Raw genomic sequence first — 25943 nt, 5'->3', positions numbered from 1 at the left:
TTATTTACTTCATTATCGCCTATCCGCATACTGATCACATCAAACAAATCAATCCGACTGCTCAAGCCGTCTTTCCATAAAAGGAAACATCATGAATACCCTCAGCTCCGCTCTCGCCTTTTCCATCGTGGCTCTGTCTCAAGGCAATGTTTTTGCAGCCAACCTGCCCGGCGTGGAACAAAACACGGCAAAATTCTTGCAAGCTTTGGAAGGCAGCACACCACTCGAGACCATGGCACCGGCCGATGCCCGCGCCGCGCTGGCAAGCGCGCAAGCTGGCGCCAATGTGACGTTGCCGGCGGCTGACGTCAGCGAGAAAATAATCCACGTCAATGGCCAGGACCTGAAGCTGACCATCGTGCGCCCGGCAGGCAGCAAACAGATCACCCTGCCCGCGTTCATGTACTTCCACGGTGGCGGCTGGGTGCTGGGCGATTTCCCGACCCACGAGCGGCTGGTGCGTGACCTTGTAACAGGCTCGGGCGCGGTGGCGGTTTTCGTCAACTATAGCCTGTCGCCCGAGGCGAAATACGGCGTCGCCATTGAACAAGCTTACGGCGCGACCAAATGGGTGGCAGAGCATGGCAACGAGATCAACGTGGACGGCAAGCGCCTGGCTGTCGCCGGCAACAGCGCGGGTGGCAACATCGCCGCGGCGGTTGCCTTGATGGCCAATGAAAGAGGCGCACCATCGCTGCGTTCGCAGGTATTGCTGTGTCCTGTGACGGATGCCAACTTCGACACGCCGTCGTACAAGCAGTTTGGCAACGGCTACTTCCTGACAAAGGACCTGATGGCATGGTTCTGGGACAATTACACGACGGATGCCAAGGCGCGCAAGCAGATCTACGCGTCGCCGCTGCAGGCGACGACCGCACAACTCAAGGGCTTGCCACCGACGCTGATCCAGACTGCGGAATTTGATGTGCTGCGCGATCAAGCCGAAGCTTATGGCCGCAAACTCGGCGCTGCGGGAGTGAAGGTAAAGTCGGTGCGTTACAACGGTCTGATTCACGATTTCGGGCTGTTGAACGTGAATAGTCATGTACCGGTGATCCGCAGCGCGATCGCCCAGGCATCGGAAGAACTCAAGACCAACCTGGGCAGGTAACTGCAAACCAGACCTGGAAGCCGCAGCGGACACTTGCATGGTGCGCCTTCCAGATGAACCTAACAGTCGATTATGACTTTTATGTTTATACGGTATCTCTCTCTACGACTATTTACGTCACTATTTCCGATCCGCATACTGATCGCATAGACAAATCAATCTGCTTACGCCAGACATTTTTCGAGAAAAAAACCATGAACAAAATCTTCGAACCGCTGACACTGCGCGGTGTCACCATTCGCAACCGCTATGCTCTGAGCCCGATGTGCCAGTACACGGCCAAAGATGGCTACACAAGCGACTACCACGCCGTCCACTACGGCCGTTTCGCCCTGGGCGGCTTCGGCCTGATGATGGTCGAGGCGACTGCCGTCTCGCCTGAAGGTCGGATCACGCATGGCGATCTGGGCCTGTGGGATGACGCACATATTCCCGGCCTGGCGCGCATCGCCGCCTTTGCCAAATCCTACGGCGCCACGCCCGGTATCCAGATCGGCCATGCGGGACCGAAAGCGAGCATCCAGCGCGCCTTTGAAGGCAACGGCCCCTTGAATGACGCGGATGCGGCACGCGGCGAGACACCTTGGGAAGTGGTGTCGCCCAGCGCGCGTCCGCTAGCCGACGGCTGGCTGCGGCCCACCGCACTTGATGAAAACGGCATCGCCAAGGTCCGTGCCGATTTTGTTGCTGCGGCCCGCCGCGCGCTGGCGGCCGGCTTCGATGTGCTCGAGCTGCACTACGCACACGGCTTCCTGCTCAACGCTTTCCTGTCGCCGCTGACCAATGACCGCACGGATGAATACGGGGGCAGCTTCGAGAACCGCATCCGCCTGCCAATGGAAATCGCGCGCGAAGTGCGCGCCGTCTGGCCGCAGGACAAGCCGCTGTTCGTGCGACTGTCGGCGGTCGATGGCAGCAGCACTGGCTGGACCATCGACGACAGCGTCGCCTTGGCCGCAGCACTGAAAGCGGTCGGCGTCGACGTCATCGATTGCTCGTCCGGCGGCTTCGGCGTCTATGAATACCCGAACGGCTACGGCTTCCAGGTACCTTTCGCCGCACAAATACGCCGCAAAGCCCATATCGGCACCATGGCCGTCGGCATCATCGTCGATCCGGTGCAGGCGGAATCCATCATCGCCTCGGGCCAGGCCGACCTGGTCGCGCTGGGCCATGCGGCGCTGCGCGATCCGCACTTTCCGCTGCATGCGCAGCAGACCTCCCATGCGAACTGGCACGCGCAAGCCGGCTGGTGGCTGGAACACCGCGCCAGCAAGCTGGACGAACTGGGGCCGTGGACGCCAGCTCTTGCACATCACCACCAGGCTTGACCCCATGCCGGCCAGCGCGGCCGGCCTTTTTCAGCATGACCCACAGGAGTAACAACATGAACAAACCGACTTACGTACAGGACTATCAGGCCATCGTCAACGTACTGAACAAGTACAACGATGGCTGCAAGCAAGCCGACAGCAGCATCATGAAACCGGCCTTCAGCGAACAGGCAACAATGTTCAGCGTTGACGCCGAAGGCAAGCTGGCTGGCGGCGGCATCCAGAACCTGTTTGACGGTATCGATACCGCTTTCCAACCATCGCCTGAAGCTCAAGGGGCAATCGTCAGAGTCGACATCGTCGGCACCGCCGCCAGTGCGCGTATCGACACGAACGATGTTTCCGGCTTCTGCTTCACCGACTTTTTCCATTTGCTGAAAGTCGAAGGCAAGTGGACGGTAGTGAGCAAAATATTCCACACGCACGTCGCGCCCTGAACTTCCGGCGTGCATTGTTCAGTCCACGATGAGCATGCACGGCAGATCTGGCGTCCCGTCGGATCTGCTGCCTTCATCAGCGGTTACCACCATTATCATGAGTGACTAAATGAAAAAGACCCTCTTCAAGACCTTGTTGTTCGCTGCAATCATTTCCGGCTTTGGCGCCACCGCTCACGCCGCAGAGCTGCAAGGCGGCCAGCAAGTTGCCAGTAACAAAGCCATCAACAAACCAACCTATGTGCAGGATTATCAAGCCATCGCCGAAGTACTGAACAAATACATAGACGGCTGCAAACAGGCGAACAGCACCGTCATGAAGCCAGCCTTCAGTGACAAAGCCACCATCTTCAGCGTCGATGCCACGGGCAAGCTGACTGGCGGCTCGATCCAGGAACTGTTCAAGGCAATCGACAACCCGCCATTTCACCCCTCACCTGAGGCTCAAAGCGTGATTGTCAAAGTCGATATCGTCGGCACCGCTGCCAGTGCGCGCGTCGACTCCAACGATGTCTCGGGTTTCTCGTTCAGCGACTTCTTCCATCTGCTCAAGGTCGATGGCAAATGGACGATCGTCAGCAAAATATTCCATACCCACGTCGCGCCCTGAGCGCTGCGCTGGCGTTGCGTAGCGCTCAAGTATTAGCGTTTGTCGGAAGAAGCCGTACCGCGTAAGCAGCAAGCTTGCTCATTTCGCCTAACGTCACGCCATCGCGCACATGAATCGACATACCTTCCAACAAGGTATTGAGCACGGCCGCCAGTGATTTGACATCGGTCCTGGCGGGCAACTGGCCATCCTTGACGCCTTTTTTCAGCCGCTTGCTGAAGTGGGCGATGCCCTCTTGCCGCAAGGCCTTGACGGCATCGAAGACCTCGACCGACTCCGCTGACACATTGATGGCGGCGAGCACCACCAGGCAGCCGCAGGGCACCGTTGGCGAAAGCAGGATTTCGCCAGACTCCTTGAAGAACCGGTCGATAGCGCGATGAACGTCCGGTTCATCGGCCATGCGCGCCCACGGCGCATCCCAGTAGGTGCGCTCATAAAAATCGACGGCTTCGAGAAACAGCTTGGCCTTGTTGCCGAAGGCGGCATACAGACTGGGCGGGTTGATGCCCATGGTCGAGCACAACTCGGCCAGCGAAGCTGGTTCATAGCCGCGGCGCCAGAATACATCGAGTGCGCGCACCAGCGCTTCGGCGCGGTCGAAGCCACGCGGCCGGCCCTTGATTCTGATGGTCGATGGAAGATTTTCGGTGCTGGACATCAGGATTACCGCCTATTTTCAAATCTGCTGAACAAAAGCTGCTCATCATCGAGTATACCGGCCATCGCCTGGCAACCGCAATGCAAACAGGCCGCCAGAGCGTTTGCCCGGGCGGCCTGGCGTGCCAGGGAGAAGCTTACCAGTCCTGGCGGGTCGGCGAAATGATCAGGTCATTAACGGTTACATTGGCCGGCTGGTCCAGCGCGTACACTACTGCGCGGCCGATATCTTCGGGCGCAATCGCAATCTTGTTGAGTTCTTGCGCCGCCTTGCGGCCGGCCGGATCGGTAACCTTGTCGGCCCACCCAGTGTTGATCACGCCGGGGCTGACCGTGTTGACGCGAATGCCATGCTGGACACCGAGTTCCTTGCGCATCGATTCCGTCATTGCCTGGACAAAAAATTTGGTTGCGCTGTAGACTCCCGCCGCCGGCCCCACCTGATGTCCGGCGACCGAATCCATGTTCAGGATCTGGCCGGACTTTTGCGCCAGCATGAATGGCAGCACGGCGGCGATCGCGTTCAGATAACCCTTGATGTTAACGTTAATCATCTTTTCCCAATCGTCGACCGCCAGGTCGGTCCAGTTGGAAAAGAGCATCAGGCCGGCGTTATTGACGAGAATGTCGACCGCGCCGAAATGGTCGTGTGCCGCTTGCGCAAGGGACTTCATCTCGGCTGGGCTGGTGACATCGCATACGATGCCAAGAGCTTGTCCACCGGCCGCGCTCAATTCAGCGACGATGGCGTCCAGGCCTTCCTGGTCGCGCGCCGCCAGGACGACTTTCGCGCCTTTCTCCACCAGCGCGCGCGCTGATGCGGCGCCGATGCCCGACGATGCGCCGGTAATGATGACAATCTTGTTATGCAGATGACTCATGATGTTTCCTTTTCGGTTGACTGCCCGGCACCGCCGGGCGATAAGTGACGATGAATCGGCGGTGAATCAGCCGGCGGCCGTTGGCCAGTCGGTGTAACCCTTGGCGCCGCCGCCGTAGTAGGACTCGTGCGGCGCGATCGCCAGTTCAATGCCGGACTGCAGGCGGTGCACCAGGTCGGGATTCGAAATGAAGAGGCGACCGAAGGCAACGGCGTCGATCTTGCCTGCCGCGCGGCGCTGTACCGCCATCTCCAGGTCGTAGTTGTTGTTACCGATAAACTGGCCGTTGAATTGCGCGCTCAAGGCGTCAAGGTCGATACCATCCGGCACCTTGCGCGAGGTCGCGGTCGCGCCTTCGACGAAATGCAGATACGCCAGGTTGAAGCGGTTAAGCTCGCGGATCAGGTGGCCGTACATGGCCATGACGTTGCTGTCCGGCGGCGTATTGCCGGCATCGGGCGTGACAGGCGAGAGGCGGATGCCGACGCGATCGCTACCCCATATTTCGACGATTGCGGCCGTTACTTCCAGCGTCAGCCGGGCGCGGTTTTCAATGGAACCACCGTAGGCGTCCGTGCGGTGGTTGGTGGAGTCGCGAAGAAATTGATCCAGCAGATAGCTGTTCGCCGAATGCACTTCGACGCCATCGAAGCCGGCACGTTTTGCATTGCGCGCGGCGATCCTGTATTGCTCGATGATGCCCGGGATCTCGGACAGGTCCAGCGCGCGCGGCATCGATACCGGCACGAAACCCTCGGTGGTGTAGGTGTTGCCCTCGGCCTGGATGGCGGAAGGGGCGACGGGAGCCGCGCCATCGGGCTGCAAAGCAACGTGCGAAAAGCGGCCTACATGCCACAGCTGGCTGACGATCTTGCCGCCGGCCGCATGCACGGCATCGGTAACCTTTTTCCAGCCTACCACCTGCGCCTCGCTCCAGATACCGGGCGTGGCGGCATAGCCACGTCCCTGCGGCGAAATATTGGTTGCCTCGGCCACGATCAGGCCTGCGCTGGCGCGCTGGGCGTAATACAACGCATGCATCTCATCGGGGATGCCCTCCTCGCTGTAGCGGCTGCGCGTGACTGGCGCCATCACGATGCGATTGGCAAGTTCGATGGCGCCCATGTTGACGGGCGAAAATAAATCGGTATGGCTGGCGTTATCTTTCATGTGTTTTCCTTGTCTCGACCAGTTCAGGTCGTTAATGGCAGTGGCCCGTTTGCGCTGGCCTTCGGTGATATGGGGTGCCGGCAATCTTGCAGGCCCGGCTGAATCGAATCGATTGACACTATCTGTAGCAACCACTATATAATACACCAATTCGGTAGCACTTGCTACAGAACCATACCGGCCGCTGCCCCGGCAAGCGCCGGCCATTCATTCATCCCCAAGGAGCAACTCATGTCCCAACCCAGCTACGTGCAGGAATACAGCGCCATCGTCGATGTGCTCAATCAGTACAACGAAGGCGGCAAACAGGCCAACAGCAGCATCATGAAGCCCGCCTTCAGCGAGCAGGCCACCATCTTCGGCGTCACTGCGGATGGTGAACTGACGGGCGGCGCCATTTCGGGCTTGTTCGATACCATCGACACGGCATTTCGTCCGTCGCCAGAGGTGCGGGCAGTGATTGCCCGCATCGACATCGTCGGCTCGGCCGCCAGCGCCCGCATCGACACCAATGATATTTCCGGCTTCTGCTTCACCGACTTCTTCAATCTGCTGAAAGTGGCAGGCAAGTGGACCGTGGTGAGCAAGATCTATCACACGCACGTTGCACCTTGAATCATCTTTCCCATTGACCGACAAGGAACCATCATGAACAACAATATCAAGGCAGTACCAACCAGCCAATACGATGCCGTCATCGCTGTTGCACAACAATATGTCGATGGCCTGCGCGCCGGCAGTAGCGAGAGCGTTGCACAGGCTTTTCATCAGGACGCCGTGATGTACGGCTTTACCAATGGCAAACTGCTGGGCGGCCCGATCAGCAAGCTGTTCGATTTCGTCAACACCAATGGCAAGGCGCCGGACATCGCCACCCGCCTCGACGTGCTGGCCATCACGCCGACTACCGCCGTGGTGCGCGTGGATATGGAAAAAGACGCCATCGGCGCCGACTACAACGATTACCTGACCCTGATCAAGTTACCAGAGGGATGGAAGGTCATCGCCAAGGTCTATCACCAGTTCGCAGCCTGAACATTCACCCGAAACAGGAGTCAATCATGGCAACAGTCGACTATTGCGCCCTGCTCGAGCAGGGGGCAGACGATGTCTGGAAAGTGCTGAAGCAATTTGGCCAGATCAGTCGCTGGCATCCGGCCATCACGCACAGCCGCATCGAAGGCGATCTGCCGGACGGCATGGTCGGTTGCGTGCGCCACCTGACGCTGGAGAATGGTGCCATCCTGCGCGAAAAACTGCTGTCGGTCGATGACAGCGAACGCAGGCTGTCGTACCGCTTCGAAGAATCGCCACTGCCGGTGGACAACTATGTCGCGACCATTCGTCTGACGCCGGTAAGCGGCCAGGCAACGACACTGATCGCCTGGAAGGCCACCTTCGACTTGCGCGAGCCTGATCCGCAGCAGCAGCAAGCGGCGGCGATACACGCGCTGATCGTTGGCGGGCATCAGAGCCTGCAGTCTTATCTGGCAGGACTCGAACCTGGCTGACGCCAGGGCGGCTTGCGGCGCTGCGGTGTCCGCAAGCTTTTTTTTGTCTCAAGGACGGGCCATTCCCGCCAAGTCTTGTTGCGGCAGCAAAGCCTCTTTTTCCCAGCGTGCGATGACCAGCGGCGCGACGGCATTACCCAGCACATTGAGTGTCGTCGTGCCACTGTCGATGATCCTGAAAATCCCGGCGATCAGGGCCACACCTTCCAGCGGCAGTCCGGCCGAGGCCAGTGTGGCGGACAAAATGATGATGGCAAAGCCCGGCACCCCAGCTGCCCCTTTCGACGTCAGCACCATGGTGATCACCAGCATAGCTTGCTGTGTCACCGACAGGTCGATGCCATATAGTTGCGCGATAAAGATGGTCGCCACGCCAAGGAAGATGGCCGCGCCGTCCAGGTTGAAGGCGTAGCCGACCGGCACCACGAAGCTGACGATGCGCCGTGGCACGCCATAGGCTTCCAGCTTTTCCATCAGCTGCGGCATCACGGCGGCCGACGCCGCGCTGGAAAAGGCCAGCAGCAACTCATCCCTGAAATAACGGATCAGCTTGAAGATGTTTTCGCCGATCAGGTAGCAGATTCCACCCAGCACCACCAGTGCGAACAGCAGTAACGCCAGGTACACCACACCGATCAGTTTTAACAGAGGCAACAGCGACGCGAAGCCGAAACTGCAAACGGTCGCCCCTATCATGCCGAACACACCGATCGGCGCATACGCCATGACTATGCGCACCACCTTGAACATGGTATCGAGTATGCCTTGCAGCACGGCCACCACTGGCGCGCTTCTGGCCAGCGGCAGGGAATTGAGGGACACGCCGAACAGCACGGCAAAGAACAGGATGGACAGCAATTTGCCTTCCGCCAGGGCCACGAAAATATTGTCAGGGACGATATTTTGCAGGATCACCAGTGCGCCTTTGGGCGGCTCCATCTTCATGGCCGTGCTGCCATGGACCATGGAGGAGATATCGGTACCCGTGCCAGGCTGGAACAGGTTGGCCAGCAGGAGACCAACCACGATGGCCAGGCTGGTGATGGCGAAAAAGTAAGCGATGGACTTGATGCCCATGCGCCCGAACGACTTGTTGTCGCCGCCGGCAATGCCCAGCACCATGCAGCAGAACACCAGCGGCACCACCACCATCTTCATCATTTTGATAAAGATATCGCCTAGTGGCTTGAGCACTTGCGAGCTGACCCAGTCCTGGTGCAAGGGGTGCGTGTTGAAATACCAGCCGACCAGTATGCCCAGCGCCAGTCCGATGGCAATTTGTACAACCAAAGAAATCCGTTTCATGCCTGTCCCCGTTTTATTTTATGGCAATTGGGCACGGGCGAGACCCGTGCCACCGGTATTACTTGGCGAACAACTGGTCGATGTTCTGAAAAGCCTTGAATTCCAGGGCGTTGCCGCAGGGGTCAAACAGGAACATGGTGGCCTGTTCACCGACCCGGCCCTTGAAACGGATATACGGTTCGATGACGAACTTGGTGCCGAAGGTTCTCAGGCGCTCGGCCAGGGCTTCCCATTCGCTCCAGCCGAGCACCACGCCGAAGTGCGGTACCGGCACGTCATGTCCATCGACCGGGTTGGAATGCACGTGTTCCTGAGAGGCGGTCTTCGGATGTTCATGGATCACCAGTTGATGGCCAAAAAAGTTGTAGTCAACCCATTGCGTGCTGGATCGCCCCTCCTCAAGGCCAAAAACGTCGCTGTAGAAGCTGCGCGCCGCTGGCAAGTCATAGACGGGAATGGCGAGGTGGAAAGGTGAAAGGCTCATTTGAAATCTCCTGTTAGTGTGTAAAGACGTCGTGGTACGGCGTGCTGCGCGCAAGTCAATGATCACGCTCAAGTATTGTAGAATCTCGAACTGAAAAAAATAATCAATATATTTTTTCGATAAACACAAACAGGATTGATGAATGATACGAGAACTCAAGACCTTGGTCTCGGTCGCGCGCGAAGGCACGTTTGCGGCCGCCGGCGACAAGATCGGCCTGACGCAAGCGGCCGTCAGCGCGCAAATGCAGCGTCTGCAGGCCGAACTGGGCCTGTCGCTGTTCGACCGCGCGGGACGTTCCTCGCGTCTCAATAAAATGGGCCACCAGATACTGGAGCAGACCCAGGAACTGCTGCGCCTGTACGACAACCTCGGGTCTGCCAGCGCCGGTGCTCCGGCGGCCAAGGTCACCATCGGCGCGATCGCCTCGGTGCAGCGCTCCTTCCTGCCGGACGCGCTGGCCACCTTGCACCGGCAGTTGTCCGATTGCCGCACGCGTGTGCTGCCCGGCTTGTCGATGGAATTGCTGAACATGGTCGACGCGGGCGAGATCGACATGGCCGTCATCATTCGCCCGCCGTTCGCGCTGCAGAGCGACTTGCGCTGGACCACGCTGGCGCGTGAACCGTTCCGCCTGATCGTGCCACGCGACGTGCCTGGGGATGACTGGGTGGAGTTGCTGTCGCAGCAGCCGTTCGTACGCTATGACCGGGCGTCCTTCGGCGGGCGCCAGGTCGACCGCTTTTTGCGGGAAATGCAGTTGCCTCTGCGCGAAGTGTGCGAAGTCGACGAGCTCGACGCCATCGTCAAGCTGGTGGCCAACCGCGTGGGAGTGGCCCTGCTGCCACAAACATCGGCTCACCGGCGCTGGCCGGCGGCCGTGCGCGCGGTTGAGTTGGGGGCTCATACCTTTCATCGTGATATTGGCCTGGTGCATCGTGCGCAGGCCAGCCTGAGCGCCCCAGCGCGTATGCTAGTAGAGCTGATAGTAAAACATATCTAAGTATCCAGTCTCGTCTGCTCATGAAGACGTTCAGACGGGACTACGTCATCCTGATGGACCGTAGCACTGCCGAGGCCGTGCTGGCTCAGCTTCCAGACGCTTTCACGCATTTCAACGAGGTGCATCCTCACTCATCGTTGAATTTGAAATCATCTCGCATGTACAGGAGGGAGCTGGCGCGCCGGGCTCAGGAAAGCGGCGTTAATTAAGCTTTAGGATGTGTCCGGCTATAAGGGGCAAGATCACCTCGATGGCCACAATCGGCACACTTGTAAACATAGCGTACCGGCATTTCTTGTGTGGATTCAACGATGTGGGTCAACAGGCTTTTCATGCTTTTCCCTATACGCTCAGGTAAGAAGAAGACGATTAGATGATAATAATCAGATAGCTTGGCTACGGCGGTTTTGGGAATTCTCCGCAACAGGCGCATGTATAACCTTTCGCACAAAATAGGCACACGGCCCTTGCCCGCCATCAAAAACAGCAAGCAAAAACCGTACTTTTTCGCCGTTCGACTCAAACGGCTGCCAAGCTAACAGCGCCTCGACCGCATTGCCGGCTGCAAACGATGGCAAAACTGGCTGCGAGCACCGCCAACATGCGGGATCAGCGGCGCGGCAGTAATTGGCAAGACATCCATATCAGCCCTCCGGTTGATGGTTTTCTGGTTCTTCTACAGGCCGCAATAAATCCGGCCCTAACGCTGTCACTGCGGCCCTGACCTGGCCAGCCGGCGCTGCATCGGTTCGCGCGCGAGCGACAACGAATCCTCCTTGGCCTTGGCCTGCAGGCTCTCAATCGCGGACTGCACCACGGGCAGCACCTGCCGCTCCAGCCCTTCCATGCCCAAGCGGCTCTTGCAGGCCAGGTCGTTGAAGTCAGTGCATCCCTTTGGATCGGCCGCCTGCTCGCCCGGAGCGAAGATGGGCAGCAGCACGCGGCCGCCTGTCAGGTGTGCCGCCTCCCCCGCCTTGGTCTTGCCGGGGTTGATGCCCTGCTCCGCTTCCAGGTGCTGGTCGTTATCGCCGGCGATGATCACCGGCTTGGCCGGGAAACGGCCGTGCAGCGCCTTGGCCACTAGTGGCAGGTTGCCCGAATCGAAGGCGGCGACGGTGCAAAAGCCCAGTGACTTGGACAACGTAGCTGCGGTCGCATAGCCTTCGGCAATGACTAGCGCGGGCGCGCGGGTCAGCGATTCAAGTCCGCCGACGGCATGGAAACAGCCTGTCTTGCGGCTGTCGCGCGCGAAACGCTTGCTGCCATCCTCGCCAATGTATTGCATGCTCCATTGCTTGCCGTCGGCGTCGGTGGCGGGAATGTAGCTGGTCTTGCCTTCCTTGTCGGTGAAAATGCCCGGTGTTGGCAGCAGCCCCTTCGATACCAGGTACGGCGTCGGTTCCGCCATTGGCAGCAGGCTGGCCATCTGGCGCGCCACGCGGCTCGCCGCTGCCTCCTGCTGCTGGGCCTGAGCGGCCTGACGTTCCTGCAAGCGGGTGGCCGCTTGGGCTTGCAGACGGGCCTTCTGTTCCGGGTCCAGCGCGTAGCCCTTGTACTTCCAGTCCATCGCCTCGCCCGTCTTGTTATTCTTGATGTGACCCGCCGGGTGGCCATCGAGGTGCGCAACATAAAAGCCGGAACCGGAATGCTCGCTGTGCTTTTCGCCTTCCACGGTGATGCGGTGCTTTTGTCCATCCATGATGGGATGCTCACCGCTCACCACGCAGCGCAGGCTGCGCAGCGCGTCCGCGAATTCCTCCTGCGCCGTCATGGCCGGTGCCTGCTGGCTGCCAGCCTTGCCAGGCATCCAGCGCGCCAACCGCGCCATATTGGCCTTCGCGCCCGCATACCAGGACTTTGCCACCTTGTCCCATGCGGCGCCGGCGGCTTTGGCCAGCCTGCGTTCGCCATAGGGCACGGCCAGATACTGGCGCGGCTGGCGCGCTTCGGCTGGCGCGCCGTTCTCCGGCGCCGTTTCGCCATTGCCTTGCGCAGCCGATTTGCGGTACCACTTTTCAAACACGGCGGGATCAACCCCAGGCGGCACCATCCACGATTGCGCCGCCCGATCCCAGCGCGCGCCCAGCGCCTTGGCTTCGTCCTTCTCCCTGAACGGCACGGCAAGCAGCATGGCGCTGCCGCCATCCTCGAACTGCGCCACGCGGCGCTGCAGATCCGCGCTGCCGGTGACGGCAGCCAGTTCCGCTCCCTTGCGCGCTTCGCGCGCCGCCATCAGGTCATCGACCCCGCTCTCAGGATCGCGCCGGACCCGCTCTTCATGCAATCTAGCCAGCTTCACGGCCTGCTCGCGTTCATCGGTTTCGGAGTGCGCATCGATCAGTGCCAGCCTGCCAGCCAGCTGCGCCGCTTCGCGCTGGGAGTCGCGCTCGGCCAGCCACTGGTGGCGGCCATCGGCCTGCTGCGCGTAGATCCCCCAGAACTCGGGCTGAAGACCCAGCTGTTCGGCTGATGCTTCCTGCTGCTCGCCATCCACCTCCCCGGTGGCCATGCCCTGCACCATCACGCGGCCGTTCCAGTCGTGCGGCAGGGTGAAGCCCAGGTGCCGCAAGGCGGCATCATCAAAAGCCGTACCCGCATCGGCGACATCGCCGCGCAGCAGCTGCAGACGCGTCCGCGATACCTCGCTGTCGTCCACATTGTCCATTTCCGTTTGCATGATCGCCTCCCCTTCCGTCTGATCCACTTGCCGATCGGCTTGCGCCGCATCGAGCGCCTGCCATTCTTTTTCCTGCGCCGCCTCGACGGCCGCCTTCACTTCCGGCGACGCGAAGAACTCGCCGTCGAAATCGCCGTCAGGCCCCCATACCACGGCAGCGAGCTGGCGCCCGTCCGCCTCCATGCTGCGGTTGAAGGACTGCGACTTCGTCACATAGCAGCGTGCCGCGTCGTCCAGCGTGGCGAAGGACTGCGAAAATCGGTCCACGCCAGCCACCCGCTCGCTGACGATAAAGCGCCCTTCATCCGCTTTCGTCGACGCTGCCAGCCCTTGCGTCTGCACCTGCTCCAGGCCCATTACATACGCCTGGATCTTCTCGGCTGCGGACGCGGCCCGGAAAATTTCGAGCGGATCGGACTGCAGCACCTTGATCCAGGTCTCGACATAGGCCGCATGCTGGCCGGGATCGTGGCCAATACCGAGTTCATCGCCCAGCAGCATGCTGGCGATTTCCGCGCGCAGTTCTTCACGCGCATAGCCTTCGCTGCCGAACGGGTGGCCAAGATCGCGGCCAAGACGGCTCGCATGCCCGGTCCAGTGGCCCAGTTCATGCAGGGCAGTCGCATAGTAATTGTCGGCCGTCGGGAACTGCTCCTTGCTGGGCAAATGGATGGTGTCAGTCGCCGGCCGGTAGAAAGCGCTGTCCCTGCCTTCGCGCCCGCCATGCTCGATTTTCGCGCCCGACGCCTGCAATATCCCTTCGGCCCGTTCGGCCGGCACCCAGGCAACAGACGGCGGTGGCGCCAGCGGCGGCAGGCCGTCGATCTGCGTTGCGTTGAATACCGTGGAAAAGAACATCTGCGGCCGCTCCAGCCTGAGAGGCTGCTTTTCCACGTGCTGGTCCGGAATCAACGGCGGCGGCATGCCGCCGGGAGTTGCCGCCTCTTCCTTGTCGGTGAATTTCCAGTACTGGATCGGCGTGCCCTTTTCACCCTGGCGCACCTGCGCGCCAAGCGCAGCGGCCTGCTTGTAGGTCATCCAGCGGTGGTCCGCATGGCCCTCGCTCATGAGGTGCAGGGAGTTGATCCCCTTGTAGCGCTTGCCCGTGGTGGGATTGAATGGCAGGAATGCCCCCGGGTCGCCAGGCTGCCAGGGCTTTTGCCAGGGCGCCGTGCCCTCCTTCAGCTGCGCGATCAGCTTTTCGGCGATGGTGTCAATCAGCGACTTCGCTTGACCGCTCATGGCTTGCGCTCCCTGTTGGCGGCGGCGCGCCGGCATCGGCCAGGTCGATGACGCCCGCCGCCGCATCCTGTTCGTCCACGGCGTCCTCGGCAAAGGAGCCGGCCTGCTCGGCTTCATCCGGCGCAAACTCGGCCAGGCCGCCAGGCACGGCGGCGTCGCCAAGCTTCTCGCGCAGGACGGCGGCCATGGTTTGTGCTTCCGCGATCGCCACGCCGGTTTGCCTGTCTCGTTCATTCATCATGGGTTTTCTCCTTGGCTTGCGGTTCAAAATGGGCGTGCTACCAGGTAAGCACGGGAACGATCACGGTCTTGACCTGCGCCCGCTGGACAGGGCCGAAGTAGCGCGCGTCAAAAGACCTGGGGTTGGCATCGGCCATCAGCAGCAACTGGTAATCGCTGAGGACATACTGGTCCGCCTGGTAGCGGGCCATGGGGCGCTGGTTGCCATCGGTGGCCAGCGGCGCGCTGTGCGCAAGCAGGCGGCCGTTGACGCGCACGCCGTCTGGCCCCACGCTGACTGCATCATCGCCAGCGCCAAGCACTTTCTTCATCATGTAGCCGTAGCCGCCGGGACAGAAACCCGCGCCGATATAGCCGCGCCGCCGCGCTTCCTCGAACACCCCGATCTGCGGCGGACAGAACATCACATAGCGCCCAGGTGCCACCGGCGCGGAACTGGTCCAATACAAACCAAGGGGGATGCTGCGGCTGCTGTTGATACGGGCACCCGCGACATGGGCGGCCATGCCCAGCACCAGCAGCGCCGCACCCATATAAGCGCTCCATGCGCCCAGTTTCATGGCGGTGCTGTTCATAGCCGTATGCCCGCGCCGTCCGCAGGCCGGTGCGCATGGCGCAGCTTGTCGCTTTTGGCGGGCGCGGGAACCGAGGCGCGCGCCTGGAACACCGGGTCCTGGAAATACAGCGGCTGGCGGCCATAGATCGCCGGATAGCCGGCCACGTAGACGACCATGTCACCGGCCTTCTCGATGTCGCCGCTGCCTGACTTGACCGGGCCGGGCATGCGCAGGCATTCGTCCGGGGTGAGCAGCGGGCGCTGCGTCTCCTGGATGGTGCGCGACACCTGCGCCAGCAAGGCGCTGGTGCGCCGCCCGCTGGTGGTCACCTGTTCCTTGGCCACGGTGGTCTGGCCGGTCAGCTTGGACAGGTGCTCGGCCGTCTCCAGCCGGTTCGGCGGATAGGCGTTCTGGATATGGCAGCTCGACGTAATGCTTTCATCGGGACCATAGCCGGTTTCGCGGCTCTTGAGCTGGTTGATGTCCTGGCAGATCAGGTAGCACTTGATGCCATAGCCGGCCAGGAAGCCCAGCGACTCCTGCATGATATCGAGCTTGCCCAGACTGGGAAACTCGTCGAGCATCATCAAGAGGCGGTGCCGGTAGCGGGCCACGGGGCGGCCGTTTTCAAAGCTGACGCGGTCGGCCAGCTGGCGCACGATCATGTTGACCAGCACGCGCACCAGTGGGCGCAGGCGCGCCTTGTCGGTTGGCTGCGTGACGATGTACAGGCTCACGGGGCTGTCGTGGTGCATCAGGTCGCGGATGCAAAATTCCGAGCGGCTCACGTTGCGCGCGACGATTGGATCGCGGTACAGCGACAGGTAGGACTTGGCCGTCGACAGCACCGAGCCAGCTTCCTCATCCGGCCGATCAAGCATGTCGCGCGCGGCCGAACCGACCACTGGATGATTGCGCCCGCCTACGTGGCTATAGGTGATCATTTCCATCCACAGCTCGCCGATGCCGCGATTCGGGTCCGACATCATGGCGTCGACCACGGACAAGGTGGCCGTCGTGCCTTCGGCGCGCGCCTTGTACAAGGCATGCAGGATCACGCCGACGATCAGCGCCTGGCTGGTCTTTTGCCAGTGCGTTTCGAGCCCCTTGCCGTCCGGGTCGACGATCAGGGTGGCGAGATTCTGCACGTCGCCCACCTCATGCTCGGTATCGAGGCGGATTTCGTCGAGCGCATTCCAGCACACGCTGCCCTTGGCGGCGGCCGGTTCGAAATACAGCACCTTGTTCCCGGCATGCTTCTGGCGCCAGCCCGAGGTCAGCGCCCACAGCTCGCTTTTCAGGTCTGTGATGACGGCGCTGTGCGGCCAGGCGAGCAGGGTCGGCACCACCAGGCCGACGCCCTTGCCCGAGCGCGTGGGAGCGTAGGTCAGCACATGTTCCGGCCCGTCGTGGCGCAGATAATGCTGCCGGCCCGCCCGGTCCAGCCAGGCGCCCACGTACACGCCGCCGGCGGTCGGCTGCGCGCGCCGGGCCAGCACCTGCCACAGGGCGCGCGGCCGGGGCAGCAGTCCGGCGGCGCGGATGTCCGCGAGGTTCGCCCAGCGGGCCGACCCGTGCAGGTATTCGCTGGCGCGGGCCGAGTTGACCGAGATCATCCTGGCCACCAGCAGCGCGATCAGGCCAATGCCCGCCACGCTGATGCCCACGCTGCCCGCCTGCATCACGGCGTCCGGGTACTGGCCGCGCCATCTGGACGCCCAGCCGACGATGGCCCAGGGTGGATAGAACTGGCTGGCATGCCAGCCCAGCGCGCTCTGGTATTGAAAAAGGTGGGCAAAGAACTGCGTCGCCGCCTGGAAGCCGCCAAGCAGGGTGAGCGCGGCGAGTACGGGAATGGCCTTGCCGGCGCCGCGCCGCGCGCTGCGCACCTGTGGGCCGACTGCGTTATTGAACCTGTCTTTCATCTGGTCCGTCCTTTCGTCTTGATGACGCCATCTGGCGTCAAGGTGACGGCCTCTCCAGGAGAGAGCTTGCTCAAGCGTTTGGCTGCTCTTTCGCTGACCGGGAGGACCATGGTTGCTTCGCCCCGCTTCAGCAGCGCCAGCATCTGGCCGCGCGCGTCGTGCAGCCCTGCAAAAACAGCCCTTCCCTTGACACCATCATATCGTTCAAATTTCGATATATCGGATAATCCCGGCCTTGTTTGTTCCCGCTCAAGCAGGAACGCCTCCACCGCCGCCGAGGCCGATATCTGCGTGTCCGCTACGGTTCGCCGCCCAGGAACATGCCGTCGCACGCGCTGATCTGCTGCGGCTGGTTGCTGCTCCACGTGACCAGGTACATCACGCGGCAATAGCACTTCAGTTCCACTTTTGATGCGAACCATACCGAGTTGCGGCAGCTCTCGCAGGCGGTGCCTGGCTGCGGGCGGCGGATGGCGTCCAGGGCCGCCAGGGTCGGGCTCGGAACGGACTCGGGATGCGGAGGCGCGCCGTGGTTTGGCGTTGGCGGCGGCGGCTCGCGCTCGATCGACTCCAGCGCCCGCTCCAGCAGCGCCTCGCGCTGCGCTTGTGCCGGGCTGAGCGCCCTGGCGTGGTGATCCTGCTTCTGCATCGTGGTTCTCCTTTGTGCCCTGGGCACGCAACAGGTCTTGACGGCACCGCTCCAGCACGGCGTCGTCGAACGTGACCGCCAGGTGCGCGGCAGCCGCCGCCTGGATGACCTGGTCCTGGAACGCGGCGCTGCCGCCGATATGCAGGCAGCGCCCATAGCGCGCCACCGCCATGTCCAGCGCGAGCTTCAGGCCCGCCTGCGTGGCGCCGCGCGTGATTTTCAGCTTATGCCCGTCGTCACGGATCGTGGTCGCGCCAGCGCAATAGATGAGCGTGCCTTGCTTGGTCACGCTGTCGTGGCGCAGGCCGCCCGGCGGCAGCGGGCGGTTTTGCGTCTCCGCCAGCGGACTGCCTGCCAGCGTGTTGCCGTTCAGGCCCTGGCTTGCCCCGCGTGCACGCAGGGCAGCCAGCGCCTGCGCGTCGCCGGCCTGCGCGCGGGTGCGCAGCCAGTCGGTCCAGGCCATTCTCCCGTGCTGGCTGCGGATGGCGCGGCGCTCCGCGAGGTAGTTGCCGTTGATGCGCGCGATGTCCGCAGCCAGCGTCTTCGAGACCGCCGCGTACAGGATGCGCTTGGCCAGCGGGCCGCAGGCAATCATGCGTATCGCCGCCCGCTTGAGCCGGCCCGTACGCTTGGCCTCGGCAATCAAGCGCTTGTGCTGCGCACGGGTACCAGCCAGCACGCCGGTGCGGACCAAAACGGCATCGTGCTGCTGCTCCTGATAGCGCGCATACAGTGCGTCGGTGGGCACGCCCAGGCGCAGCGGCCGGCGCGCATGCGTGCCACGCCCATCTGCCACGCCGGCTGGACCGGGAACGAATGGCCCCAGCCGCGCCTCCAGGCGCGCCTTGCTGCAGTCGCGGTGCACGGAACTGGCCTTCACGGCGGTGCCGTCTGCGGCCACGATCACCAGGCCATTGCCGCGCTCGCGCAGCGCCAGGCCATGCACCAGCAGCACGCCATGCAGTGCCTGCCATGAAGCCGCGTCGCGCATCTGCGCGTGGCATTCACGGCGCACCAGTCCCAGTACGCTTTCGACACCAGCCTGGCGCTCCATGTCCATCGCCCGGCTGGCGGCGCCAGTCTGGCGCGCCTGGTGGTTATCATGGCGCAGGCCGAATTCGTCTTCCAGCGCCGCGCACAGCTGCCCCAGCGTGGCGTGATCGCGGTACGGCTGATGGATGGTGTAGCGGGTGGGATGGATCTTGTTGATGGCGATGTGCACGTGCAGGTTGTCTGTATCGTGGTGCACCACGCTGATGCGTTGATGCGCGCCATAGCCCAGGCCCTGGCAGATGCGCGCTTCCACGGCTTGGAGCACGGCCGGCTCCGGCTCCTCGCCAGCGGGGAAACTCAGGATCAGGTGATAGGTCTTGTCCGACAGCGCGCGCTGGTTCTGCGCCTGCGTATTGAGGATCTCGGTGATGGCCACCAGGGCCTGGTCGGACTGGCAGTTCGTGACCGTAACGCAGCCGACACGCTCGCGCTTGGCCTGCGCATCGGCGAGGTAAGCCAGCAAATTGGCAAAACCGCTCTTTTCCGCGACCTTCATGGGAACATGCTTGGCGATCACCCTGCCCTCCCTGCTGTCTGGCGCCGACTGTCGCCGGCGCATGCGTCCGATTTTTTAGCTGCTAAATTGCACGCCCCCATGCGGCAGGACCACGGCGCGCATCACGGCATGCATCTCATCTTGGGTATCGGCGATCTTGGCCAGCACCGCGCGGATCGTCGCCTCGCCGAAGGTGGCCGTGCGCTCGTCGTTTGTCAGCCAGAGCTTGAGCAGCCCGCCCAGCCGCCCCAGGTCTCCATTGATGCGCGCCAGTTCCTCCACGCGGCGGTGGTCGAGAATGCCCGGCAGCCGGTAGCCAAGCCCGACCCTGCGCAGGTAGGCCGCGACCGGCAGGCCAGCCGCTATGGCAAGCCGCTTGATCTGTGCCTCTTCGGCGGGCAGCACCGGCACGCGCAGGTGGCGGCCCTTGCGGGTGGTGGCGGGTGTTGGGTTTTCCATGATGTGCTCCTGGTTGGCGCGATCCGCGCAGGCCTCGCAGAGCAGGATGTCCGTTGAGCGCCGCAGGCGCGAATAAGGCTCAGTGAAGATAGCGAACCGGCGTGCCGGTTAGCTAACTTCACCTATCCTGCCCCGGTCCGCGCAGCGACCGGGCCATTTAATCGTAGGACGGCCTTTCGATTTAACCCTTGTTCTGGCACAAAGCGGAGCGGATTTCATCGGTCAATATATCGAAACGGGCCTGATGGCTGGACGCCGAGGTACGCCAGGGGTTCGTCGATCTGGCAACAGCGGCCAAAGCATGACGGCGGTGTAATTTCCTTGCGGATGATGGAGAGCCAAGGACGTGAATAAACCATATCCCGAGCAATTGGGCGAATGGCTCAAGGGGGCCAGGCCCGCCCAACGCGACCAGTATCTGGTCGCTTTCCTGGCCGTCAGCGACGATGTGCGCGCTGCCCTGGCGGCGGGCTTTTCGATGTGCTCCATCTGGCGCCACCTGCATGCGCTGGGACGCATACCGTTCGGCTACGACACCTTCCTCAAGCACGTGCACCGCATGCAGAAGTCCAGCGCCCCAGCGCAGCAGGCGCGTCCTGCCTTGCCCGCGAAAGGCGGCAATGCCTCGGTCCACGCCCCGGCACCCGCCGGCTTCACCTTCAACCCGGTCCCCAGCAAAGAGGAGCTACTGTAATGGCCAATATCCACATGATGTTGCAAGGCAAAGGCGGCGTCGGCAAGTCGCTGAGCGCCGCCATGCTTGCCCAGTACATGCACAGCAAGACTGCCCTCCCGCTTTGCATTGATACCGATCCCATCAACGCCACCTTCCACGGTTACCAGGCGCTGCAGGTGCGCCGCATCGAGCTGATGGAGGACGACGAGATCAATCCGCGCGGCTTCGACGCCCTGATCGACCTGGTGGCCCAGTCCACCGGCGACGCCATTATCGACAATGGCGCCAGTTCCTTCGTGCCGCTGTCGCATTACCTGATCAGCAACCAGATTCCGGCCTTGCTGGAAGAGCTCGGCCACCAGCTTGTGGTGCATACCGTCATCACGGGCGGCCAAGCCCTGCTCGACACCGTCAGCGGCTTCGCCCATCTCGCCAGCCAGTTTCCGGAGCAAACCCGCTTCATCGCTTGGCTCAATCCCTACTGGGGTCCGGTCGAGCACGAAGGAAAAGGCTTCGAACAAATGAAAGCCTACCTGGCCAACAAGGAGCGCCTGTCGGCCATCGTGCGCCTGCCCGAGCTGAAGAAGGAAACCTTTGGACGCGACTTGGCCGGAATGCTACAGGAGCGCCTGACCTTCGACGAGGCGCTGGCCACGTCAGCGCTGACGCTGATGACGCGCCAGCGCCTGAAGATCGTCAAGCGCCTGGTGTACGGCCAGCTCGACGCCGCCATGGTGCTGTGATGGGCGACCCCACCGAGGAACTGCTGCGCGAGATCGCCGCGAAGCACGGCCTGGCGGTATCGCGCGACGATCCCATCCTGGTTCTACAAACCATCAATAGCCGCCTGATGCAGGACGGCGCCAAGGCCCAGCAGGCGCAACTGGACCGGTTCAAGGAGGAAATGGAAGCGCTATCGCAGCGCTGGAGCATGGACGCCAAGTTAAAGGCGGAACGCATCCTCGACGCGGCGCTGGCCGCCGCCAGGGAGACGATGGATGGCGCCATGCAGGAAGGCGGAGCCCAGGCAGCCAGGGCCGCGCGGCGCGAAATCGACGGCGCCCTGCAGCAACTCGCCGCGTCCGTGCGCGCCGCGCATGCCGTCGCGCTATTGAATATCGCCGCTGGCTGCCTGGCGATCCTGGCGGCGGCGGTGGCCTTATGGACCGTGCTGCGCTAGGCCGAGCCGGGTGCCGCGTGCGGATTGCAGCGCGTGGTTGCGGTCAAGCCCCTGCTGCTCCTCCTTCTGGCGCAGCAGGAGCTGGTGCAAGCGCTGCGCCTGCTGCAGCGCGTCCCATTCGCTGGCCAGCTCGGGCTGCTGGGCGCGCAGCTTGCGGGTGGCCAGCTCCTCGATACGCGGCGCATGCACGCCCATGCTGTCGCGCACCTCGCGCACCAGCTCAAGGCGGCCCAGCAACCGCTGCATGGTTTTTTGTTGCTGCTGCATCTGTTGCTGCCACTGCGTGCGCTTGCCGGGCAGCGCCAGCATGCCCGGCTGTCCCAGCTGCGTGCGCTGCAGACGGGACGCCTGCGATTCGATCAGGCTCTCCAGCCTGTCCTCGATGCGCTCGACCTGTTCGTGCTTGGCCTCCACCTGCGCCGCCAGCGCCGCGCCATACCGCGATTCAAGCGGCGCGGCCTCGAGCATCGCCGCCTGCTCCAGCTGCTCGCCCGCCGCCTGGTAAAACTGGTCATCGGCCTGCATCTCGGCGTTGCCGCCGCGCGCGCCAGCCTGCGCGCTGGCGCCTTGCTGCGGCCGCTCCATCGGTATCTTCATGATCGCGCCTCCGCTATCAACGCGGCCATCCCCTACCGGCTCAGCTTGCGCCCCTGCTTGACGCTGGCGCCGCTGCTGTGCGCCAGGCCGTCCTGGTAGCTGACACTGGTGTCGATGCCCGTCCCAGGTACTTTAGCGAAATCGCCGGCGACGTGCTTGATCAATGTCTTGCCTACCTGCTGGTACACGCTGGCACTGTCGGCATGCAGGATGACGCCGTCATAGGTTCTGGCCTTGTCGGCTGGCTGCGCCAGGTAGATATCGTAGATGCCGGGCTTGATGGCCCCGGCTTTGTCCACCTTGCTGGTGGCCCACTGACCACCCTGCTCGTTTTGCAGCAGGCGCTGCCCGTTCATCACCAGCACTCTTTGCTTCATCAATACGCTCCTGTTGACCAATACGTGTTCCAGACGATGCGCTCCGCAGCCCGCCATTTTAATGCCGCCGGCTCAACCCGGGCCTCGCCATGCGCAGGCAATAAGGCCTGCATCAACGACAGCGTCGCCTGGCCGCCTTCCCCAATCGAATGCCGCTACTTGCGCGCTCCCTGCCGTGCAAGCGCCGCCGCCTCCGCTTTTGCGGCGTTCATTTCATTGCGGCTGGTCACGTGAGCCTGCGCCAGTTCAGCCCTGGCCTGGGCCGTCGCCTGATGGGCATGGTCGAGCTCAGTGCGTAATTCCTGGGCGCGGCGCTCGATCTCCTGCGCGCGTGCGGCCGACAGCACTGCAGCGGCCTGCACTTCCGCAAGCGCGGTTGCCATCGTTTCTTTCTGCTGCACCAAGTCCCTCACCTCGCCTTGCGTTCTCGCGAGCTGGGCCTGGCATTCCTGCAGTTCAGCCAGTACCACTTCGTAGGCATCGGCCATCTGCCGCGCCAGCGTTTCCGCTTCCCCGCGCTCGGTCTCCCACGCCAAGTGCGCCAGGCGCAGGGACTCGCCCGCGAGCACCTGCGCCTCGTTCCAGACGCCGGCCAGGGCCGCCAACCCGGCGTCGCGGATTTTTTCCGGCACACTGGTGGCGGCCATGCCGGCCTGCACCGTATGCGCACGACGCCATTCGCGCATGCCCGCGCTGGCGTCGTTCATACTGACCCTGGCCGCCTTGCGTACCGCGTCGACGGTAGGAAATGCCTCTCCACCGCCTTGAGCGTGCAGAGCATCCGCCGCTGTGCAGATACGTTCATAGACTTCCGCAGATAAGGTCATGACCGCCTCCGTGACTCACCATGTAGGAATAATATTATTCCTACTATTCCTATCGGTTTTGATCTGCAATAAAGGTTCGGTATCGGGGGACGAAGAGCTTTGCGCATCGCCTGCGGCGCAAAACAGGCGCGCCCGCCCTTAGCTGCCTGTCAACGACGAGCATTGCATTTTCGTCCGAAATAAAACTACATTTTTCGGACATTTCTTGCTCCTTGTCCGAAAAAGAGCTATAAATATCGTACAGGAGGTAAGCATGTCCGAACTCAAAGCCAGCATCGACGCGATGATCGAGGCGTCAGCGCCGGGACAGGTCTGGGTGCCCTCGGATTTCAGCCAGCTAGGCAAGCGCGAGGCCGTCGACAAAACCTTGCAGCGCATGGTGCTGGCGGGAGAGTTGCGCCGCGTCGACCGGGGACTGTATGACCGGCCCCGGCTCAGCGACCTGACCAAGCGGCCCACCGCGCCGGACTACCGTGCGGTCACCGAGGCGATTGCACGCAGGGACCAATTGCGCCTGCTGGTCGACGGCATGACGGCCGCCAATGATCTTGGACTGACCGATGCGGTACCGGCCCGCGTCACCATCCACACCGACACGCGCCGCCGCACGATTCAACTCGACAACATGACCATTGAATTCAAGCACACGGCGCCCAGCCGGTTGTACTGGGCCGGGCGTCCGGCCATGCGCGTGGTGCAGGCGCTGTACTGGCTGAAAGATACCTTGCCGTCTGACCGGGCCGCCATCCTCAAAAAACTCAGCAAGATCCTGGCCGACACGGCACATGGTGCCGCCATCCGCCAGGATCTGCTCGATGGCTTCGGCATGCTGCCGGCATGGATGCAAAGCCTGGTGCGCGAACTGCCTCGCTGCGATCCGCAACAAGCAACGAAAGAGCAGCATCCGCCCTCTGGTAATGGAAAGACCACCAGCACGGGACTGCACACGACCCCATAGGGAGACCCGCTTTGAACCCGGCGTTTCACACCATCATCAACGCCAGCGAGGCGGACCGGCGCGACCTGTTTCTCGGCGCGGCCACTCGCCTGGGCACGGCGGTTCAGAACGTGGAAAAAGACTTCTGGGTCTGCTGGACCTTGGATGCGCTCTTCAATGGCCTGGCGCCTGGCGGGCCACGCCTCCTGTTCAAGGGCGGCACTTCGCTGTCCAAGGCGTTCGGACTGATCACGCGGTTTTCCGAAGACATTGACATCACGGTGTTCCGCGACGACCTGGGCTATCCCGCAGAAGTTGCCGACCTTGACGCACTGAGCGGTAAAAAGCGCCGCGCCCGCCTGGATGCCATCCGCACCGCCTGCCAGTCCCACGTCGCGGGGTCACTGAAAGCGCAACTCGCCCATCTGGCGGCCACCATCATTGCCGATGGCCACCACCGGCTGGAGCTGGACCCCGATGACAAGGACGGGCAGACATTGCTGTTCTGGTACCCGGCTGTCACCGGCACCGACGGCGGCTACATCCGTTCGGCGGTGAAGATCGAGGCAGGCGCCAAGTCAGCGCTCGATCCCCATGTCGCCGCCACCGTCACGCCCTATGTCGCACAGGACTTGCCGGACCTGGACCTGGCCGTCAGCAACGTGGTCACCGTGCAGCCGGAACGCACTTTCTGGGACAAGGTCATCATCCTGCACGGCCTGCGGCAATGGCATGACCGTCGCGGAGAACTTCGGCACGGTGGACAGCGCGTCTCGCGCCATTACTATGACGTGCATCAGCTGGAACAGGCACCGCTGGCGGCGACATGGGAGGCTGACCACGCACTGGCCACCGACTGCGCCCGGCACGCGCGGCTGTTTTTCGGCAGCAGCGACCTGGGACTCGACACCGCGCAGCCCGGCGCCTTGACATTGGCGCCAGGCCCGGCGATGCGTGAAGCGCTGCGGCGCGACTATGCGGCGATGACCGGCATGGTGTTCGGCGAGATTCCTGCGCTAGAGGCGGTACTGGACAGCGTGGCGCAGCTGGAGCAGCGCGTCAACGGCCATAGCACGACGCCCCCTTAAGAGCGCCAAGTGCTCCCAACGTGTTCCGGTTCTGCGGACATACAGGATTTCCGTTAGGCTGCACGATCGCCAACGCGTCGTTTACGACCTTTAGACCATCGCCGGTGAACCATAAAATGAGCGTCTGTAAGCGAGCAGCGGCTTTTGGCGGGAAGTGCTCGGGCCATGGCGCTAATCCAGCGGTAAATACGGCAATCATGCAAACGCCAGGATCGCAGCTTCATAGGTCGGCTTTCACCCCAGAGCAAACTTTCAGCCTGGCGACGGAAGTCTCCCTCAAACGCCCCATCACTACCTTATCTTGATTTCCGAATTTTCGATTGAAAATGCGGAGGTTAGCGATACTCACAAAGGCTTTATGCAGGATGAAGAATCAATCCAATACCCAGGGATCGGGGGAAGTAGCGTACCACCACCGGGAGCGATTCGACATCTTGTCCGCAGCAAAACTAATATG

Annotated in this window: 28 protein-coding genes; 14 read left to right on the top strand and 14 right to left on the bottom strand. The window is 62.3% G+C overall.

Features of this window, described 5'->3' with window-relative positions; all coding sequences use genetic code 11:
- Positions 1–91: 91 nt before the first annotated feature.
- The 4 genes from AC0Z42_RS04935 (at position 92) to AC0Z42_RS04920 (ending at position 3492) form a co-directional block, all read left to right on the top strand.
- A complete protein-coding gene (locus AC0Z42_RS04935; protein ID WP_485467126.1) occupies positions 92–1111 on the top strand; it encodes an alpha/beta hydrolase in 1020 nt (339 codons plus the stop codon).
- A gap of 194 nt (positions 1112–1305) precedes the next feature.
- Positions 1306–2442 carry an NADH:flavin oxidoreductase/NADH oxidase gene (locus AC0Z42_RS04930; RefSeq protein ID WP_485467125.1) on the top strand — a complete coding sequence of 379 codons (1137 nt, stop codon included), beginning with the start codon at positions 1306–1308 and terminating at the stop codon, positions 2440–2442.
- Positions 2443–2498: 56 nt separating this feature from the next.
- Entirely contained in the window at positions 2499–2882 is a 384-nt protein-coding gene (locus AC0Z42_RS04925) for a nuclear transport factor 2 family protein (protein ID WP_485467124.1), read from the top strand.
- Positions 2883–2991: 109 nt separating this feature from the next.
- Positions 2992–3492 (top strand): nuclear transport factor 2 family protein, encoded by a 501-nt coding sequence (locus tag AC0Z42_RS04920; protein WP_485467123.1) that lies wholly within the window; start codon positions 2992–2994, stop codon positions 3490–3492.
- A 25-nt stretch (positions 3493–3517) separates the two neighbouring features.
- Here AC0Z42_RS04920 and AC0Z42_RS04915 read toward each other — a convergent pair whose 3' ends face one another.
- From AC0Z42_RS04915 to AC0Z42_RS04905, 3 genes are all read right to left on the bottom strand, one after another.
- Positions 3518–4153: a TetR/AcrR family transcriptional regulator gene (locus AC0Z42_RS04915; protein ID WP_485467122.1), complete on the bottom strand. Its 636-nt coding sequence runs from the start codon at positions 4151–4153 to the stop codon at positions 3518–3520.
- Between the two features lie 136 nt (positions 4154–4289).
- Positions 4290–5033, bottom strand: a complete 744-nt coding sequence (locus AC0Z42_RS04910) for an SDR family oxidoreductase (protein WP_485467121.1) — start codon at positions 5031–5033, stop codon at positions 4290–4292.
- Positions 5034–5099: 66 nt separating this feature from the next.
- Positions 5100–6203 (bottom strand): alkene reductase, encoded by a 1104-nt coding sequence (locus tag AC0Z42_RS04905; protein WP_485467120.1) that lies wholly within the window; start codon positions 6201–6203, stop codon positions 5100–5102.
- A 231-nt stretch (positions 6204–6434) separates the two neighbouring features.
- On the opposite strand from AC0Z42_RS04905, the gene AC0Z42_RS04900 reads away from it, so the two are divergent.
- Genes AC0Z42_RS04900 through AC0Z42_RS04890 form a run of 3 tightly spaced genes read left to right on the top strand, consistent with a single transcriptional unit; the run spans position 6435 to position 7714 of the window.
- Complete coding sequence (locus AC0Z42_RS04900; RefSeq protein WP_485467119.1) at positions 6435–6818, top strand: nuclear transport factor 2 family protein; 384 nt, start codon at positions 6435–6437, stop codon at positions 6816–6818.
- A gap of 33 nt (positions 6819–6851) precedes the next feature.
- Positions 6852–7238, top strand: coding sequence for a nuclear transport factor 2 family protein (locus tag AC0Z42_RS04895; RefSeq protein WP_485467118.1), 387 nt, complete (start codon positions 6852–6854; stop codon positions 7236–7238).
- A 26-nt stretch (positions 7239–7264) separates the two neighbouring features.
- The gene (locus tag AC0Z42_RS04890) at positions 7265–7714 is read left to right on the top strand and encodes an SRPBCC family protein (protein ID WP_485467117.1); all 450 of its coding nucleotides are present in this window, start codon (positions 7265–7267) and stop codon (positions 7712–7714) included.
- Between the two features lie 48 nt (positions 7715–7762).
- On the opposite strand, the gene AC0Z42_RS04885 is transcribed toward AC0Z42_RS04890, so the two are convergent.
- Together AC0Z42_RS04885 and AC0Z42_RS04880 are read right to left on the bottom strand one after the other, a co-directional pair.
- A complete protein-coding gene (locus AC0Z42_RS04885) occupies positions 7763–9019 on the bottom strand; it encodes a cation:dicarboxylate symporter family transporter (RefSeq protein ID WP_485467116.1) in 1257 nt (418 codons plus the stop codon).
- A gap of 58 nt (positions 9020–9077) precedes the next feature.
- Positions 9078–9503, bottom strand: a complete 426-nt coding sequence (locus tag AC0Z42_RS04880; RefSeq protein WP_485467115.1) for a VOC family protein — start codon at positions 9501–9503, stop codon at positions 9078–9080.
- Between the two features lie 142 nt (positions 9504–9645).
- Between AC0Z42_RS04880 and AC0Z42_RS04875 the strand changes: the two genes are divergently transcribed.
- Together AC0Z42_RS04875 and AC0Z42_RS04870 are read left to right on the top strand one after the other, a co-directional pair.
- Positions 9646–10506, top strand: coding sequence for a LysR family transcriptional regulator (locus tag AC0Z42_RS04875; protein ID WP_485467114.1), 861 nt, complete (start codon positions 9646–9648; stop codon positions 10504–10506).
- 20 nt (positions 10507–10526) lie between these two features.
- Positions 10527–10715, top strand: coding sequence for an integrase core domain-containing protein (locus AC0Z42_RS04870; protein ID WP_485467113.1), 189 nt, complete (start codon positions 10527–10529; stop codon positions 10713–10715).
- Positions 10716–11215: 500 nt separating this feature from the next.
- On the opposite strand, the gene AC0Z42_RS04865 is transcribed toward AC0Z42_RS04870, so the two are convergent.
- The 6 genes from AC0Z42_RS04865 to traJ are packed head-to-tail and all read right to left on the bottom strand — an operon-like array spanning position 11216 to position 19804.
- Complete coding sequence (locus AC0Z42_RS04865; protein WP_485467112.1) at positions 11216–14425, bottom strand: zincin-like metallopeptidase domain-containing protein; 3210 nt, start codon at positions 14423–14425, stop codon at positions 11216–11218.
- Entirely contained in the window at positions 14397–14666 is a 270-nt protein-coding gene (locus tag AC0Z42_RS04860) for a hypothetical protein (RefSeq protein ID WP_485467111.1), read from the bottom strand. The genes AC0Z42_RS04865 and AC0Z42_RS04860 overlap by 29 nt, the downstream gene beginning before the upstream one ends.
- A 37-nt stretch (positions 14667–14703) precedes the next feature.
- On the bottom strand, positions 14704–15240 hold the full coding sequence (traF, locus tag AC0Z42_RS04855; RefSeq protein WP_485467110.1) for a conjugative transfer signal peptidase TraF: 537 nt from the start codon (positions 15238–15240) through the stop codon (positions 14704–14706).
- Positions 15237–17147 carry a type IV secretory system conjugative DNA transfer family protein gene (locus AC0Z42_RS04850; protein ID WP_485467109.1) on the bottom strand — a complete coding sequence of 637 codons (1911 nt, stop codon included), beginning with the start codon at positions 17145–17147 and terminating at the stop codon, positions 15237–15239. Before AC0Z42_RS04850 ends, traF begins: the two co-directional genes overlap by 4 nt.
- On the bottom strand, positions 17144–19408 hold the full coding sequence (traI, locus tag AC0Z42_RS04845; protein WP_485467108.1) for a TraI/MobA(P) family conjugative relaxase: 2265 nt from the start codon (positions 19406–19408) through the stop codon (positions 17144–17146). Before traI ends, AC0Z42_RS04850 begins: the two co-directional genes overlap by 4 nt.
- A 12-nt stretch (positions 19409–19420) precedes the next feature.
- A complete protein-coding gene (traJ, locus tag AC0Z42_RS04840; RefSeq protein ID WP_485467107.1) occupies positions 19421–19804 on the bottom strand; it encodes a conjugal transfer transcriptional regulator TraJ in 384 nt (127 codons plus the stop codon).
- 346 nt (positions 19805–20150) lie between these two features.
- Between traJ and AC0Z42_RS04835 the strand changes: the two genes are divergently transcribed.
- Genes AC0Z42_RS04835 through AC0Z42_RS04825 form a run of 3 tightly spaced genes read left to right on the top strand, consistent with a single transcriptional unit; the run spans position 20151 to position 21660 of the window.
- Complete coding sequence (locus AC0Z42_RS04835; RefSeq protein WP_485467106.1) at positions 20151–20498, top strand: TraK family protein; 348 nt, start codon at positions 20151–20153, stop codon at positions 20496–20498.
- Positions 20498–21223: a nucleotide-binding protein gene (locus AC0Z42_RS04830; RefSeq protein ID WP_485467105.1), complete on the top strand. Its 726-nt coding sequence runs from the start codon at positions 20498–20500 to the stop codon at positions 21221–21223. The genes AC0Z42_RS04835 and AC0Z42_RS04830 overlap by 1 nt, the downstream gene beginning before the upstream one ends.
- A complete protein-coding gene (locus tag AC0Z42_RS04825; protein ID WP_485467104.1) occupies positions 21223–21660 on the top strand; it encodes a conjugal transfer protein TraM in 438 nt (145 codons plus the stop codon). Before AC0Z42_RS04830 ends, AC0Z42_RS04825 begins: the two co-directional genes overlap by 1 nt.
- Here AC0Z42_RS04825 and AC0Z42_RS04820 read toward each other — a convergent pair.
- The 3 genes from AC0Z42_RS04820 to AC0Z42_RS04810 all read right to left on the bottom strand — a co-directional run bounded on the left by AC0Z42_RS04820 (position 21640) and on the right by AC0Z42_RS04810 (position 23461).
- Complete coding sequence (locus tag AC0Z42_RS04820; protein ID WP_485467103.1) at positions 21640–22257, bottom strand: IncP plasmid survival protein KfrC family protein; 618 nt, start codon at positions 22255–22257, stop codon at positions 21640–21642. The two genes, AC0Z42_RS04825 and AC0Z42_RS04820, sit on opposite strands and share 21 nt — an antisense overlap.
- Positions 22258–22289: 32 nt before the next feature.
- The gene (locus AC0Z42_RS04815) at positions 22290–22634 is read right to left on the bottom strand and encodes a KfrB domain-containing protein (protein ID WP_485467102.1); all 345 of its coding nucleotides are present in this window, start codon (positions 22632–22634) and stop codon (positions 22290–22292) included.
- Between the two features lie 155 nt (positions 22635–22789).
- On the bottom strand, positions 22790–23461 hold the full coding sequence (locus AC0Z42_RS04810) for a DNA-binding protein (protein WP_485467101.1): 672 nt from the start codon (positions 23459–23461) through the stop codon (positions 22790–22792).
- 253 nt (positions 23462–23714) lie between these two features.
- Between AC0Z42_RS04810 and AC0Z42_RS04805 the strand changes: the two genes are divergently transcribed.
- Together AC0Z42_RS04805 and AC0Z42_RS04800 are read left to right on the top strand one after the other, a co-directional pair.
- Positions 23715–24419 (top strand): DUF6088 family protein, encoded by a 705-nt coding sequence (locus AC0Z42_RS04805; RefSeq protein WP_485467100.1) that lies wholly within the window; start codon positions 23715–23717, stop codon positions 24417–24419.
- An 11-nt stretch (positions 24420–24430) separates the two neighbouring features.
- Positions 24431–25486 carry a nucleotidyl transferase AbiEii/AbiGii toxin family protein gene (locus AC0Z42_RS04800; RefSeq protein ID WP_485467099.1) on the top strand — a complete coding sequence of 352 codons (1056 nt, stop codon included), beginning with the start codon at positions 24431–24433 and terminating at the stop codon, positions 25484–25486.
- Positions 25487–25943: the final 457 nt, after the last annotated feature.

It is taken from the genome of Janthinobacterium sp. 1L-D-8-B-C4, assembly GCF_057291295.1.
The sequence above is the reverse complement of the archived record's forward strand: the minus strand, read 5'-3'. Positions and strand labels throughout refer to the sequence as shown.